This window comes from Streptomyces sp. NPDC059906 (assembly GCF_042730645.1).
GTDB classification, from domain to species: domain Bacteria; phylum Actinomycetota; class Actinomycetes; order Streptomycetales; family Streptomycetaceae; genus Streptomyces; species Streptomyces rubrogriseus.
In genome coordinates this window covers 51806-65256 of the sequence record NZ_JBHWKU010000039.1, presented here as the reverse complement: position 1 = coordinate 65256, position 13451 = coordinate 51806, and the positions used below count along the sequence as shown (strand labels likewise).

General features: G+C 73.9%; 14 protein-coding genes. 7 read left to right on the top strand and 7 right to left on the bottom strand.

Going from position 1 to position 13451, the window contains the following annotated elements:
• Positions 1-184 precede the first annotated feature (184 nt).
• The 3 genes from ACFV9J_RS35895 to ACFV9J_RS35885 all read right to left on the bottom strand — a co-directional run bounded on the left by ACFV9J_RS35895 (position 185) and on the right by ACFV9J_RS35885 (position 2564).
• The gene (locus tag ACFV9J_RS35895) at positions 185-1246 is read right to left on the bottom strand and encodes a LacI family DNA-binding transcriptional regulator (protein ID WP_385361685.1); all 1062 of its coding nucleotides are present in this window, start codon (positions 1244-1246) and stop codon (positions 185-187) included.
• 230 nt (positions 1247-1476) lie between these two features.
• On the bottom strand, positions 1477-1680 hold the full coding sequence (locus ACFV9J_RS35890; RefSeq protein WP_030401952.1) for a DUF5999 family protein: 204 nt from the start codon (positions 1678-1680) through the stop codon (positions 1477-1479).
• A 299-nt stretch (positions 1681-1979) separates the two neighbouring features.
• Positions 1980-2564 (bottom strand): hypothetical protein, encoded by a 585-nt coding sequence (locus ACFV9J_RS35885; RefSeq protein WP_164279256.1) that lies wholly within the window; start codon positions 2562-2564, stop codon positions 1980-1982.
• A gap of 559 nt (positions 2565-3123) precedes the next feature.
• Between ACFV9J_RS35885 and ACFV9J_RS35880 the strand changes: the two genes are divergently transcribed.
• Together ACFV9J_RS35880 and ACFV9J_RS35875 are read left to right on the top strand one after the other, a co-directional pair.
• Positions 3124-4641 (top strand): glutamate--cysteine ligase, encoded by a 1518-nt coding sequence (locus tag ACFV9J_RS35880; RefSeq protein WP_109030026.1) that lies wholly within the window; start codon positions 3124-3126, stop codon positions 4639-4641.
• Positions 4642-4722: 81 nt separating this feature from the next.
• The gene (locus ACFV9J_RS35875) at positions 4723-5550 is read left to right on the top strand and encodes a CPBP family intramembrane glutamic endopeptidase (protein WP_385361682.1); all 828 of its coding nucleotides are present in this window, start codon (positions 4723-4725) and stop codon (positions 5548-5550) included.
• A gap of 46 nt (positions 5551-5596) precedes the next feature.
• Here the strand turns inward: ACFV9J_RS35875 and ACFV9J_RS35870 are convergent, their stop codons facing one another.
• The 3 genes from ACFV9J_RS35870 to ACFV9J_RS35860 all read right to left on the bottom strand — a co-directional run bounded on the left by ACFV9J_RS35870 (position 5597) and on the right by ACFV9J_RS35860 (position 8387).
• Positions 5597-6406, bottom strand: coding sequence for a PhzF family phenazine biosynthesis protein (locus ACFV9J_RS35870; RefSeq protein WP_385361680.1), 810 nt, complete (start codon positions 6404-6406; stop codon positions 5597-5599).
• A gap of 134 nt (positions 6407-6540) precedes the next feature.
• A complete protein-coding gene (locus ACFV9J_RS35865) occupies positions 6541-7176 on the bottom strand; it encodes a response regulator (RefSeq protein ID WP_385361679.1) in 636 nt (211 codons plus the stop codon).
• Positions 7173-8387 (bottom strand): sensor histidine kinase, encoded by a 1215-nt coding sequence (locus ACFV9J_RS35860; protein ID WP_385361677.1) that lies wholly within the window; start codon positions 8385-8387, stop codon positions 7173-7175. The genes ACFV9J_RS35865 and ACFV9J_RS35860 overlap by 4 nt, the downstream gene beginning before the upstream one ends.
• Before the next feature lie 173 nt (positions 8388-8560).
• Here ACFV9J_RS35860 and ACFV9J_RS35855 point away from each other — a divergent pair, with 173 nt between their 5' ends.
• Genes ACFV9J_RS35855 through ACFV9J_RS35845 form a run of 3 tightly spaced genes read left to right on the top strand, consistent with a single transcriptional unit; the run spans position 8561 to position 11131 of the window.
• Complete coding sequence (locus ACFV9J_RS35855) at positions 8561-9733, top strand: ABC transporter permease (protein WP_385361675.1); 1173 nt, start codon at positions 8561-8563, stop codon at positions 9731-9733.
• Positions 9730-10485 carry an ABC transporter ATP-binding protein gene (locus tag ACFV9J_RS35850; protein WP_385361673.1) on the top strand — a complete coding sequence of 252 codons (756 nt, stop codon included), beginning with the start codon at positions 9730-9732 and terminating at the stop codon, positions 10483-10485. Before ACFV9J_RS35855 ends, ACFV9J_RS35850 begins: the two co-directional genes overlap by 4 nt.
• Positions 10478-11131, top strand: coding sequence for a PadR family transcriptional regulator (locus ACFV9J_RS35845; protein ID WP_385361671.1), 654 nt, complete (start codon positions 10478-10480; stop codon positions 11129-11131). Before ACFV9J_RS35850 ends, ACFV9J_RS35845 begins: the two co-directional genes overlap by 8 nt.
• A gap of 129 nt (positions 11132-11260) precedes the next feature.
• Here ACFV9J_RS35845 and ACFV9J_RS35840 read toward each other — a convergent pair whose 3' ends face one another.
• The gene (locus ACFV9J_RS35840) at positions 11261-11449 is read right to left on the bottom strand and encodes a hypothetical protein (RefSeq protein ID WP_162467732.1); all 189 of its coding nucleotides are present in this window, start codon (positions 11447-11449) and stop codon (positions 11261-11263) included.
• A 207-nt stretch (positions 11450-11656) separates the two neighbouring features.
• Here ACFV9J_RS35840 and ACFV9J_RS35835 point away from each other — a divergent pair, with 207 nt between their 5' ends.
• Together ACFV9J_RS35835 and ACFV9J_RS35830 are read left to right on the top strand one after the other, a co-directional pair.
• Entirely contained in the window at positions 11657-12196 is a 540-nt protein-coding gene (locus ACFV9J_RS35835) for a Clp protease N-terminal domain-containing protein (protein WP_385361669.1), read from the top strand.
• A gap of 108 nt (positions 12197-12304) precedes the next feature.
• Positions 12305-13309, top strand: a complete 1005-nt coding sequence (locus tag ACFV9J_RS35830; RefSeq protein WP_385361667.1) for a DMT family transporter — start codon at positions 12305-12307, stop codon at positions 13307-13309.
• The last annotated feature ends 142 nt before the right edge of the window (positions 13310-13451 follow it).

The window sequence follows — 13451 nt, the reverse complement described above, 5'->3', positions numbered from 1 at the left end:
GCCCCAGACCCGCGTACTGGCCGTACTCGGGTCTGGGGCCGGTGCGGCGAGTGGGGGGTACCTCCCACGCCCTTGAGGCAGTGGGGGAGAGCGTGCATGGCGTCGCGCGGCAGACGGGAATTGTCAGACAGGCCCTGGCGGGATCGGCGGGAGACCCGAGCGGGAGGGTGATCGGCGGGAGAGCTCAGCCGGAGGGGGTCGCCGGCGGGGGCGGCGCCGTGCTGGAGCGGACGATCAGCTCTGTGCCCAGCTCGGTCCGTGGCGGGTCCGGACGCTCGCCGCGAGTACGGCGGAGCACCGTGCGCGCGGCCTCCCTGCCCATGTCGGCGAGCGGCTGGCGCACGGTCGTCAGGGGCGGGGCCGACCAGCGGACCTCCGGAAGGTCGTCGAAGCCGACGACGCTCATGTCCTGCGGCACCCGCAGCCCCCGACGGCGCAGTGCCTCGATCGCGCCGAGCGCCATCTGGTCGCTGGCCGCGAAGACGGCCGTCGGCGGCTCGGGCAGGCCCAGCAGGGTGGCACAGGCCGCGAAGCCGGACTCGTGACGGAAGTCCCCGGGGACGACCAGCGACTCGTCCACGGCGACCCCGGCGTCCTCCAGGGCGGCGCGGTAGCCGTCGTGGCGGGCCCGCGAGCACAGCAGCCGCGGCGGACCGGCGATCAGCCCGATCCTGCGGTGTCCCAGCGCCAGCAGATGCTCGGTGGCCGCCCGGCCGCCCGAGTGGTTGGCGGCGCCGACGGTGGGCACGTCCAGGTCGGGGGCGCCGGCCGGGTCGACGACCACCAGGGGCACGCCGAGGATCCGCAGCTCCTGGTGGAGCACGGGGTCCAGGGCGGAGGTGACGACCACGACGCCGTCACAGGTCCGGGCCCGCAGATTGCGCATCCACTGACGGGCGTCGCCCGAACCTCCGTGGATCGCGGAGACCACGGTGCCCACCCCGGCGGCGTGGGCCACCTCCTCGACCCCGCGGATGATCTGCACGGCCCAGGGGCTGTCCAGGTCGTTGAAGACCAGGTCGATCAGGGCGGCCCGGCGGCCGGGCGCCGCGGCGCGCTTGCGGTACCCGTGGCGGCGCAGCAGTTCCTCCACCCGCGCCCTGGTCCCGGGCGACACGTCCGAGCGGCCGTTCACGACCCGGGACACGGTCGGAACCGAGACGCCCGCGCGGCGGGCGATGTCCGTGATCGTGACCCTGCCCCGGCGGCCGGAGGCCGTCTCGGCCCGGGCCTCGTCTGTAGCCACTTCCCCCACCTCCGCCGACGCCGACCGCCAGACGTCCCGGAGTCTTCCGGAAACCGGGTGCTCGGGGGAAGGCGTTCCGGACCCGGAAACCGGGCATTCACCAGGTCCGCGCGGGCAGACTACGCGGAGTGACCGGCCGCGGACACGTATGGGGGCCGGTGCACAGCCGTGGCTGCGGGCCGGCCCCGTGATGCACCGGGCGCAGGGGGACGCCCCCGCCCGGCCGGTGATCAGGCGGCGGTCGTCAGGCCCGCGCCGACGGGACGGTGCGGGGCGATGACCTGACCGTCCGGCAGTAGCTCACCGGTGTCCTCGAAGAGGACGACACCGTTGCACAGCAGGCTCCACCCCTGCTCCGGGTGGTGCGCCACGAGACGGGCGGACTCCCGGTCGGCGGAGACGGCTGAGGGGCACGGTGGCTGGTGCTGACACATGAGTGGGGTCTCTCGGTCCGTGGTGATGGGTGAGGTCGCTGTGTTGTCTGTCCTGCGGCGTGAAGCCTCGTTCATGGCCGCCCCCCGTTGTCGAGTCGTTCGGAACCCAGTGTTGCCCCGCGGGCCTCGATCCGCAGGCATTTGGCAGCACCGCTTCTCACAGGTTGATGACGCATCACCCGCGCGGACGGTTCAGCTGAACCGCACTGTCACTTCGGATGGTTCGGCATGGCCGAATGGGGCTAGTCCGCGCGGGTGGGTGACGGGGCGACGGGGTGGCGAGCGGGGAGCGGGGCAGGTCAGGCGGGAGAACCCAGCAACCGCGTCGGCGTCACCCGGTGCGTGAGGACCGGCAGCAGTTCGGCGACCCGGTGCGGCCGGTGCGCCGCGATGCCGGGCGGGGCCGGCGCCAGCGGCACCAGCAGATCGGTGGCCGCGGGGTGCCCCGTGGCGGCGTCCGCGGTGCAGTCGCCGTGCAGCCACAGCGTGAGCATGTACAGCTCGGGCACCGACAGGAGGCGCGGCTGGTAGGACTGGGGCACCGACTCGGCCTGCCGCAGCGCGCGTTCGGTCGAGGCGACGTAGGGGCCCTCGAAGAAGTGCGAGAACGCCCAGCCGTCGGGGGTCAGCATCGTCTCCGCCGCCGCCACCGCCCGGTCGCCCAACCGGATGTGGAACCGCCACCCGGCCAGCCGTGTCGCCGCCGCGCCCTCCGTCGTGACCCGGTCGAGGACGTGCACGGGAAGCGGCAGTTCGGGTGTGGCGGGTCCCTGGGCGCCGAGCAGGGCGGGGGTCCGGGCCTCGCGGACCGCGGTGGGCGAGGAGAGGGCGGTGAGGACGGAGCGCAGTGCCGGCGCGGGGGCCGGGGGGACACGCAGGGGCATGATGGGTCGCCTCTCATTCGAAGGCACGGTGGCGCGAGGGCGGGGCTGGGCGGACGACGCTGTCGGCTCACAGGGCTGGGAGAGGCAGGGGCCGGGTCCGGGAACCGGGAAGTGGGAGAGGCCTGCCGCGCGTCAGCTCGACGGCAGGATCCTGCGACCGTGGGCGCCGGTCCACTGCCTGTCCGCGGAGTTTATACGACATGTGTTCAGACTGTGTTTCGGCTAGCCGATTCCGGTAACCAGTACAAGGTTGCATTCGGCCGTCGATATGCGGGAATCCTCCGGATTCCGGACCGAGTGTACGGCGGTGACCTCGGCGAATGTTCACCGCGCGGTCGGCCAATTGTCGTCGGCGTTTTTCACGAGTTGTCGGCCCGGGAAACTGCTCGACGTGCCATGCCCGGTGAATGTGCCACCGGTCACACCGGCACAGCGTAGCGGCTGCCGGGCCGGTGCGGGGACGTTATCGATCGCTTCGGCTGGGCATCATCCCACCTGACCGGCCACCGGCCAGCGGCGGCCGGATCTTCCACTCATCGCTCCGAGAAGGGACTCTTCCATGGGGGAGAAGGTCGTGGCAGGTCAGTTCGACCTGTCCGATCGCCAGCGCTACCGCGAGAAGCTCCAGCGGTGCCTGACGGGCCTGGAGCGACTTCTGGCGGAGAAGCGGTTCGACCGCCCGAAGAACCTGATGGGGCTGGAGATCGAATTGAATCTCGTCGGTGCCGACGGGATGCCGAAAATGTTGAATGCGCAAGTCCTCGAGCGCATCGCGAGCCGTGACTTCCAGACGGAGCTCGCCATGTTCAACCTGGAAGTCAACATCGCCCCGCACCGCCTCGGCGGCCGGGTATTCGATCGCCTCGCCGAGGAGATCCGTACGTCCTTGGCATATGCGGACCGCAAGGCGGGCGAGGTCGACGCGGGAATCGCGATGATCGGTATTCTGCCGACGCTCGACCGGGACGACCTGGTCTCGTCCAATCTCTCCGCCGTCGACCGCTACGCCCTGCTCAACGAACAGATCGTGGCCGCCCGCGGGGAGGACTTCACCCTCGACATCGAGGGCGTCGAACGACTGACCTGCACCTCCAAGTCCATCGCACCCGAGGCCGCCTGCACCTCGGTGCAACTCCACCTCCAGGTCACCCCGGACCGCTTCGCCGACGTGTGGAACGCGGCCCAGGCGGTGACCGCCGCCCAGATCGCCCTCGGCGCCAACGCACCCTTCCTCTTCGGGCGCGAACTGTGGCGCGAGTCGCGGCCCCCGCTGTTCCAGCAGTCCACCGACACCCGCCCGCCCGAACTGCAGGCCCAGGGCGTGCGGCCGCGCACCTGGTTCGGGGAGCGGTGGGTGACCTCGGCCCACGACCTCTTCGAGGAGAACCGGCGCTACTTCCCCGCGCTGCTGCCGATCTGCGACGACGAGGACCCACTGGACGTCCTCGACGCGGGCGGCGTGCCCTCCCTTTCCGAGCTGGTCCTGCACAACGGCACCGTCTACCGCTGGAACCGCCCCGTCTACGACATAGCCGACGGCGTCCCGCACCTGCGCGTCGAGAACCGCGTCCTGCCCGCCGGGCCCACCGTCACCGACGTCATCGCCAACGCGGCCTTCTACTACGGGGTCGTGCGCGCGCTCGCCGAGGAGCCCCGCCCGGTGTGGACCAGGCTGCCGTTCGAGGCCGCCGCCGCCAACTTCGAGGCCGCGTGCCGCCACGGCATCGACGCCCGCTTCGAATGGCCCCGGCGCGGCCGTCTCGGCGGCACCACCGAGGTCGACGCCGCCGTCCTCGTACGCGACGAGCTGCTGCCGCTCGCCGAGGCCGGTCTCGACGCGTGGGGGGTGGAGCCCGCCGACCGGGACTTCTACCTCGGCGTCATCGAGGAGCGGTGCCGCCGCCGGGTCAACGGCGCGTCCTGGCAGGCCGCCACGTTCCACCGGGCGCTGGAGGCGGGAATGTCCCGGGAGGCCGCGCTGGCCGCCACGACCCGCCGCTACGTCGAGCTGATGCGCGAGGGGGACCCGGTGCACCTGTGGCCGGTGGGCCTGGTGGAACCGGTGCCGCTCGGCTGACCGCCGCCCGACCCGCCCCCGCCGCGCGCCGCCCCATACTGATCGGGCAAGCTGTGACGTCCCAGCTGGAGGCAGGTGTGCATGGCGGAGGCGGGCCCGGTGGACGATGCGTTCCCTCAGAAGCGACTCGGCGAGCAGTCCTTGACCGAGGAGCGCCCTGCGCGGCGGATCCTGCGTGACGAGACGCTGCTCGTCCTCGCGCTGTCGCTCGGTGCGAGCGGCGTGTCCGCGCTCATCAGCTTCATCGGCTCGGTCACCCGGCCGGGCGGACTCAAGGACCAGGCGGCCACCCTCAACGCCTCCGCGGCGCCCGGCCGTCCCTGGCTAGACCTGTCCTGGCAGCTCTTCGGGATCACCACGGCGCTCGTCCCGGTCGCCCTCGTCGCGCACTTCCTGCTGCGTGAGGGGCGCAGTCTGCGCACCCTCGGCTTCGACCGCACCCGTCCCTGGCCGGACCTGGGCCGCGGGGCCGCCGTCGCCGCCGTCATCGGCAGCACCGGCATCGCCTTCTACCTCGCCGCGCGCGGCCTCGGCTTCAACCTCACCGTGGTGCCCGAGGCCCTGCCCGACGTGTGGTGGAAGTACCCCGTCCTGATCCTCTCGGCGGTGCAGAACTCCGTCCTGGAGGAGGTCGTCGTCGTCGGCTACCTGCTGCGCCGGCTCGACCAGCTCGGCTGGGGCGCGGGCGCGTCACTGGCGGCCAGTTCGGTGCTGCGCGGGTCGTACCACCTCTACCAGGGGATCGGCGGGTTCGTCGGCAACATGGTGATGGGCGTCGTGTTCGTCCTCCTGTACCGCCGCTGGGGCCGGGTCGGCCCGCTGGTGGTGGCGCACTCGCTGCTCGACATCGGGGCCTTCGTCGGCTACGGGCTGCTCGCCGGGAAGGTGGACTGGCTGCCGACGGCGTGACCGCCGGGCCCCGCGCCCCTTCGCGAGGAGCAGGGCCCGGTGCGGGTCAGACCAGCAGCTCGCCGTCGATCACCGTCACCGCGTGCCCGCTCAGCAGCGTGCGCCCGCCGCGCAGTTCCGTGCGCACCCGGCCGGAGCGGGACGACGCCTGGAGCCCGGTGAGGTCGGGACGGCCGAGGCGCTCGGACCAGAAGGGGGCCAGGGCCGTGTGCGCGCTGCCGGTGACCGGGTCCTCGTCGATGCCGACGTTGGGGAAGAAGCAGCGGGAGACGTAGTCGTAACCGCGGGCCGGGTCCTCGGCGCGGGCGGTGGCGATGATGCCGCGCTCGGAGTGGGCGGCCAGCGCATCGAGGTCCGGCGTCAGCCCGCGGACGGTCTTCTCGTCGGCGACCTCGACCAGCAGGTCCCCGATGTTCGGCCCGGTGTCCAGGACGGTACGGGGCTCGGCACCCAGGGCCGCGGCGATGCCCGGCGGTGCCTCGACCGGGGTGAGCGGCGCGGTCGGGAAGTCCAGGGTGAACGAGCCGTCCTCGCGGGGCGTCGCCACCAGGACGCCGCTGCGGGTGGCGAACCGCACCGGCCCCTCGTGGGCGCCGGTGGTGTGCAGGACGTGGGCCGCGGCGAGCGTGGCGTGGCCGCACATCGCGACCTCGGTGGCCGGAGTGAACCAGCGCAGCGCCCAGTCCGCCTCGCCGCCCGCGGGCAGGCGGTGGGCGAACGCGGTCTCGGAGTGGTTGACCTCCAGGGCGACCCGCTGGAGCCGGTCGTCGTCCGGGAAGGCGTCCAGGAGCAGGACCCCGGCCGGGTTGCCGGCGAAGGGCCGGTCGGTGAAGGCGTCGACGATTCGGATGCGCATGGCCCGACGCTAGGGCCGGGACCGGGCCGTGGGCCAAGGCCAATCCCGGAGTGCCGGCCCCGTTTTCGGGTTCGCGGATGCGTTTTTCGTGGGTCCGGCGGATCTTCGCGGGCTTCGGCGGCGCGCCCGTGCGGTCAGCGGCGGATCAGGCCGAGGGAGGCCGCGGTGGCGACGGCGGCGGTGCGCGAGTCGACGTCGAGCTTGGCGTAGACGCGGGCCAGATGGGACTTCACGGTGCCCTCGGTGAGGTGCAGCCGTCGGCCGATGGCCTGGTTGGACAGGCCGTCGGCGACCAGCGCCAGGACCTCGGTCTCGCGCCGGGTCAGGGTGGTGCCGGGGGTGCGCAGCCGGTTCATGAGCCGGTCGGCGACGGCTGGGGCCAGCGCGGTGCGTCCGGCGGCGGCGGTGCGCACCGCGTCGGCCAGGTCCTCGGGCGGTGCGTCCTTGAGGAGGTAGCCGGTGGCTCCGGCCTCGATGGCGGGCAGGGTGTCGGCGTCGGAGTCGTACGTGGTGACGATCAGCACCCGCGGGGCCCCGGGGCGGGCGGCGATGGCGGCGGTGGCCTCGGCGCCGTTCATCCCCTTGCCGAACTGCAGGTCCATGAGTACGACGTCGATGTCGCCCCGCGCGGCGCGCGTGACGGCCTCCTCGGCGGTGGCCGCCTCGGCCACCACCACCATGCCGGGTTCGGTCTCCAGTACGGCGCGCAGCCCGGCCCTGACCACGGGGTGGTCGTCGGCGAGGAGCAGGCGGACGGGGCTGTCGGTCACGGGTGGGCCTCGGGCTCGGTGGGCGGGACGAGGGGCAGCCGGGCGGCCAGGGCGGTGCCGTGGCCGGGCGCGGACTCGATGGACAGGGTGCCGCCCAGGGCGTCCAGGCGGGCGCGCATGGCGGCCAGCCCGAAGCCGCCCGCCTCGGGGTCGGGCAGGGGCAGCGCGTCGGGGTCGAAGCCGGTGCCGTCGTCGACGACGTCCAGGGCGACGTGGTCGCCGAGGTGGCTCAGGGTGATCTCGGCGGTGCCCGCGTCGGCGTGGCGGACCGTGTTGGCCAGCGCGGACTGGGCGACGCGCAGCAGGGCGACCTCGTGCGCCGTCGGCAGCGGGAGAGGGGAGCCGGTGAGGTGGAAACGGGCGGTGATCCGGTGCCGGACGCGGGCCGTGGCGCACAGGCGCTCCAGGGCGTCGGCCAGCGTGGTGCCCTCCAGGGCGGGCGGGGTGAGGGCGGCGACGAAGCGGCGGGCCTCGGCGAGGCTGTCCACGGCGGCCTGCCGGGCCGCGACGACGTGGCCGGCGGCGGCACCGGGACGCTCGGGCAGCGCGCGTTCGGCGGCGCGCAGCAGCAACTGGATGCTGGACAGGCCCTGGGCGAGCGTGTCGTGGATCTCGCGGGCCAGCCGCTCGCGTTCGGCGAGCACGCCGGCGGTGTGCTGGGCCCGGGCGAGGTCGGCGCGGGTGGCGGTCAGCTCCTCGATCAGCCGTCGGCGGCGCTCGCTCTCGCGGTAGAGGGCCTGATAGCCCCACACCACCGCGACGGCGACGGCGGCGCCCAGTGCCGGACCGATCACCATCGCCGGGCCGAAGGAGCCGGTGTGGGCGGCGAACCCGGCGACGGCCGCCACTGCGGTGGCGCTCACGGCGGCCAGTCCGGCGCGGCGCGACAGCAGGTGGAGCTGGAGGAAGTACAGCGGGAAGGCGACCCAGACCGCTTCGGGCGACAGCGCCAGCAGCGCCAGCCAGACGGCGCCCACCGCCGCCAGCCACCAGGCGGCGACCCGCCGGACCAGACGCACCCGGGGCAGGAGAGGCCCGGCCGCGTACACCAGGCCGCAGGCCACCGCGACGGCGACGATCGTGCCGGTGGGGGACCGGCCGTCCGTCACGGCCCGGGCGGCGACCAGGACGAGCAGCCCGACGACCAGCAGGTGCAGGCACCAGGCCAGGGCCCGGGTGGTCGGGGTCGGGGCGGGGGCGGAAACGTTCACAGTGCTCCCAGGCTACGAAAGGCCGACGCCCGGGAGCCCCCATCGAAAGTTACAACCCGCGTGCCGCCTTCCGGCCCGGGAAGTGACCTCCTGCGCCGGACGCGCGTGCGGGGGACCGGCGGCGACGGTTGGGGGCGTACCGCTGCCACCGTCGGAAAGGACAGGCCGAGGCCGTGTTCGTCGCCTGGAGAGACCTCAAGTTCGCCAAGGGGCGCTTCGCCCTGATGGGGACCGTCATCGTGCTGATCACCCTGTTGGTCGGGCTGCTGTCCGGGCTCACGGCCGGACTGGGGCGGCAGAACACCTCCGCCATCACGGACCTGCCCGCCGACCGGATCGCCTTCCGGGCTCCCGGCGGGGGAGGGGACCTGTCGTACGCCGACTCCACGGTCACCGAGCGGCAGTGGCGGCAGTGGTCCCGGGCCCCCGGCGTCGAGGCCGCCGAACCGCTGGGCATCACCACCACCAAGGCCACCGCGGGGGAGCGGAGCGCCGGCGTCTCCGCCTTCGGCGTGCGGCCCGGCTCGCGCCTCGCCCCCGCCGACGGGATCGACGACGGCGCGGCGGTGCTGTCCAGCACGGCCGCCGACGATCTCGGGGTGCGGCGCGGTGATTCCTTCGCCCTGGCCGGGCAGCGGCTGCGGGTGGCCGCGGTGCGCGGCGACGCCTTCTTCAGCCACACCCCGGTCGTGTGGACCAGCCTGGACGTGTGGCGGAAGGCCGCGCCTCCCACCGGCGGCGACGGCGGCGACGGCGCCACGGGCGGCCGGGGCGACAACGGGGCCGCCGCCGGCCGGGGCGACGACGGGCCCATCGGCGGCCGGGGCGACGACGGGCCCAGCGCCACCGTCATCGCGCTGCGCACCACCTCGGAGGCCGACGTGGCTGCCGTGGACGAGAAGGCCGGCACCACAACCGTCGCCACCGCCGACTCGCTGTCCGCGATCGGCTCCTACGCCTCCGAGAACGGCTCCCTGCAGCTGATGCGCGGATTCCTGTTCGCCATCTCCGCGCTGGTCGTCGGCGCCTTCTTCACCGTGTGGACCATTCAGCGCAGCGGTGACGTCGCCGTCCTCAAGGCGCTCGGCGCCTCCACCGCCGGTCTCCTCAAGGACGCCCTCGGACAGGCCGTCGTCCTGCTGGTCGGCGGCACGCTGCTCGGCACCGGCGGCGCCGCCGCCCTGGGAGCCCTCGCCGCGGGCTCGTCCGTGCCGTTCCTCCTCACTCCCGCGACCGTGCTCCTCCCGGCCGCCGTGACGGTTCTCCTCGGCGCGCTCGGGGCCGCCCTGTCCATCCGCCGGATCACCTCCGTCGACCCGCTGACCGCCCTGGGGGGCGCCCGATGAGCCTGCACCTGACCGACGTCACCCTCACCTACCCCGACGGCGGGGAGCGCCTGACCGCACTCGACCGGGTCAGCCTGGAGGTCCCCCGGGGCAGCCTGACCGCCGTGGTCGGACCCTCCGGCTCCGGCAAGTCCAGTCTGCTGGCCGTCGCCGCCACGCTCATCACGCCCGACGCCGGGACCGTCACCGTCGACGGCACCCCCACCACCGGCCTGAGCCGCGGCGAGCTGACCGCACTGCGCCGCCACCGGATCGGCATCGTCTTCCAGCAGCCCAACCTGCTGCCTTCCCTCACCGCCGTCGAACAACTGCAGGTCATGGCCCAGATCGACGGCCGCAGGCCGCGCGCCGCCCGGGGTCGGGCGATGGAGCTCCTGGACGCGGTCGGGCTGGCCGGGCAGGCGGGCCGCCGTCCCCACCAGCTCTCCGGCGGTCAGCGCCAGCGCGTCGCCCTCGCCCGGGCCCTGATGAACGACCCCACGGTCCTCCTGGTCGACGAACCCACGAGCGCCCTCGACCACGAGCGCGGCGCCGCCGTCATCGCGCTGATCACCCGCCTCACCCACGAGCGGGCGAGCGCCACCGTCCTGGTCACCCACGACCGCACCCACCTCACCGCCGCCGACCGGATCGCCGAGGTCCACGACGGCCGCCTCCGTCCGTCGGCAGGGGCTTGCGCCGCGATACGTTCCGATATATCGTTGAGGCATCGCGACAGATCAACGACTGAATGGAGTGATGGCGATGCGTAACCACGGATACGAGCGTGGACACGGTGGACACGGCCCCGGCCACGGAGAGGGCGGTCCCTTCGGCCGCGGCGGCTTCGACGGCCGGCGTGCGGCGTTCGGCCCCTTCGGCCCGGGCGGTCCCGGCGGCGGTCCCGGCGGTCCCTTCGGGCCCGGCTTCGGTCACGGGGGCCCCTGGGGCGGCCGAGGGCGCGGCGGGCCCAGGGGAAGGGCACGGCGAGGCGACGTACGCGCCTCGATCCTGGCCCTCCTGAAGGACCGGCCGATGCACGGCTACGAGATGATCCAGGAGATCGCCGAGCGCAGCGGCGGGGCGTGGAAGCCCAGCCCCGGTTCGGTGTACCCCACCCTCCAGCTGCTGGAGGACGAGGGGCTGATCGCCAGCGAGAGCGAGGGCGGCAAGAAGCTCTTCGCACTCACCGACGCGGGCCGCACCGCGGCCGAGGAAGGCCCGGAAGCACCCTGGGAGGAGGCCTCGCGGGGCGTCGACTGGGAGGCTCTCAACGACATCCGTCAGGCCGGTTTCGGACTGATGGAGGCCTTCGGGCAGGTCTGGAAGACCGGCAGCAAGGAGCAGCGGGAGAAGGCGCTCGCCGTCATCGGCGACGCCCGCAAGAAGCTGTACCTGATCCTCGCCGACGAGGACTGACACAGGCGAGCGCCGGTGCGGCCGGGAATGAGGGTGCCCCGCGGAGTGAGTCCGCGGGGCACCTTCGCGTGCGGGGACGTTCGCGGCCCGCGGGGTGTTCCCGGGGGGCCCGGGGTGTTCCCGGGGGGTTCAGTCGACCCGCCGTATCACCGCCGCGTCGAAGACGTCCCACGCGCGCGGGAATGCGCTCTCGTCGTGGCAGTGCCACGCCTCCCAGAACAGGTCGGCGAGCAGCGCCTCCGCGGGGGCGTCCACCCGGTATACGTACTGCCTGCCGTCGACGGCGGGCAGTGCCACCAGCCAGCACCTGCTCCTCATGTGCTCCTCATGCCCCTGTTCGACCCGCGGGGGCACGTTTCGGTTGCCCCAGGGGCGGGTGGCAAGGCGGCGCGCGCCCGCCGGGCCGAAACGGCCTGATCTCATCCGCAAGGAGGAGATCTGTCCGGGCGGGTCCACTCCGCGTGGGACGGCGAAATGCTTCCCTTCGGGGATGACCGGGCTCCGTGGGACTGATGAGCTGGGGATGTGCAACCCCGTATCCCCCGGCAGTCGGCCGGCGAGCAAGGCGGCCGGTGGCCGGACGGCACCGACCTCGAGGACCGGTTCGGCGTGGAACTGGCCTCGGCGGTCTCCGGCGCCCGCCGCCGGGCGGTGCGGGACGGGGACCGGCAGATCGACACGGCCCATCTGCTGCACTCGCTGCTCGAGTGCGACGCGGACTCCCGTGAGCTGCTCGGGGACGGTCCGCGGGTCGTCCGCGTCCTCGGCTACCTCGTGCAGCGCAGCATCGGCTACGGCCTGCGCTGGCAGAGCTCCGTCGAGGACTCCGGCGCGGTACCCGTCGTGACCGGAGCCGCCGGTTTCTCGCCGCCCGCGGCGGCGGCCATGGAGGACGCGTGCGCACGGGCGGCCCGGCGCGGGGCGGCCCGGGCCGGTGGCCCGGACCTGCTCGCCGCCCTGGTCGCGGACCCGCGCACGCGCGCCGCCGAGGTGCTGGCCCGCGCCGCCGTCGAGCCGCACACCGTGCTCGCCCGAGTGGAGAGCCACTTCGAGCCGACGCCCTGAGCCCGCCCGCGTCCCTCCCACGTCCCGCCCGCGCGTGCGCCACCGCGCCGTCCAGTCGGTGAGACAGGTGTCATCGGGGGTGACGGTCATGTCGACCCCTGTCATCATGTGCCGGTGCATACGTCTGACAGCGCCCGCGGCAGCCGCGGCAAGGGCACCGGGCTCGGCCTGGCACTGGCCTCCGCGGTCGCCTTCGGAGGTTCCGGAGTCGCGGCCAAACCGCTGATCGAGGCCGGACTCGATCCGCTCCACGTGGTCTGGCTGCGCGTCGCCGGCGCGGCCCTGGTGATGCTGCCGCTCGCCGTGCGCCACCGCGCCCTGCCGCGCCGCCGTCCCGCCCTGGTCGCCGGGTACGGACTGTTCGCCGTGGCCGGTGTGCAGGCGTGCTACTTCGCCGCCATCTCACGCATCCCCGTCGGCGTCGCGCTGCTGGTCGAGTACCTGGCGCCCGCCCTGGTCCTCGGCTGGGTGCGGTTCGTGCAGCGGCGGCCGGTCACGCGGGCCGCCGCGCTCGGCGTGGTCCTGGCGGTCGGCGGGCTCGCCTGCGTGGTCGAGGTCTGGTCGGGGCTGGGTTTCGACGCCCTCGGGCTGCTGCTCGCCCTCGGCGCCGCCTGCTGCCAGGTCGGCTACTTCGTCCTGTCCGACCAGGGCAGCGACGCCGGCGAGGAGGCGCCCGACCCGCTCGGCGTCATCGCCTACGGCCTGCTCGTCGGCGCCGCCGTGCTCACCGTCGTCGCCCGGCCCTGGTCGATGGACTGGTCCGTCCTCGCCGGCCCGGCACCCATGGACGGCACGCCCGTCGCCGCCGCCCTGCTGCTCGCCTGGATCGTGCTCATCGCCACGGTGCTCGCCTACGTCACCGGAATCGTGGCCGTACGCCGGCTGTCGCCGCAGGTCGCCGGAGTCGTGGCGTGCCTGGAAGCGGTCATCGCGACCGTCCTGGCGTGGGTGCTGCTCGGCGAGCACCTCTCCGCCCCGCAGGTCGTCGGCGGCGTCGTGGTGCTGGCCGGCGCCTTCATCGCCCAGTCCTCGACCCCGGCGAAGGGCTCCGCGGACCCGGTGGCCAGGGGCGGTCCCGAAAGGGAGTTGTCCAGCCGGGGAACGTCGGCCTAGGGCCTGTCTGACAATTCGCGTCGCCGCCCGAAGGGCGGCCGCGCGGCGTCAGGTGCGTGCTCTCGGTGTGCCGGCCCCAGACCCGCGTACTGGCCGTACTCGGGTCTGGGGCCGGTGCGGCGAGAGGGCGTGCATGGCGTCG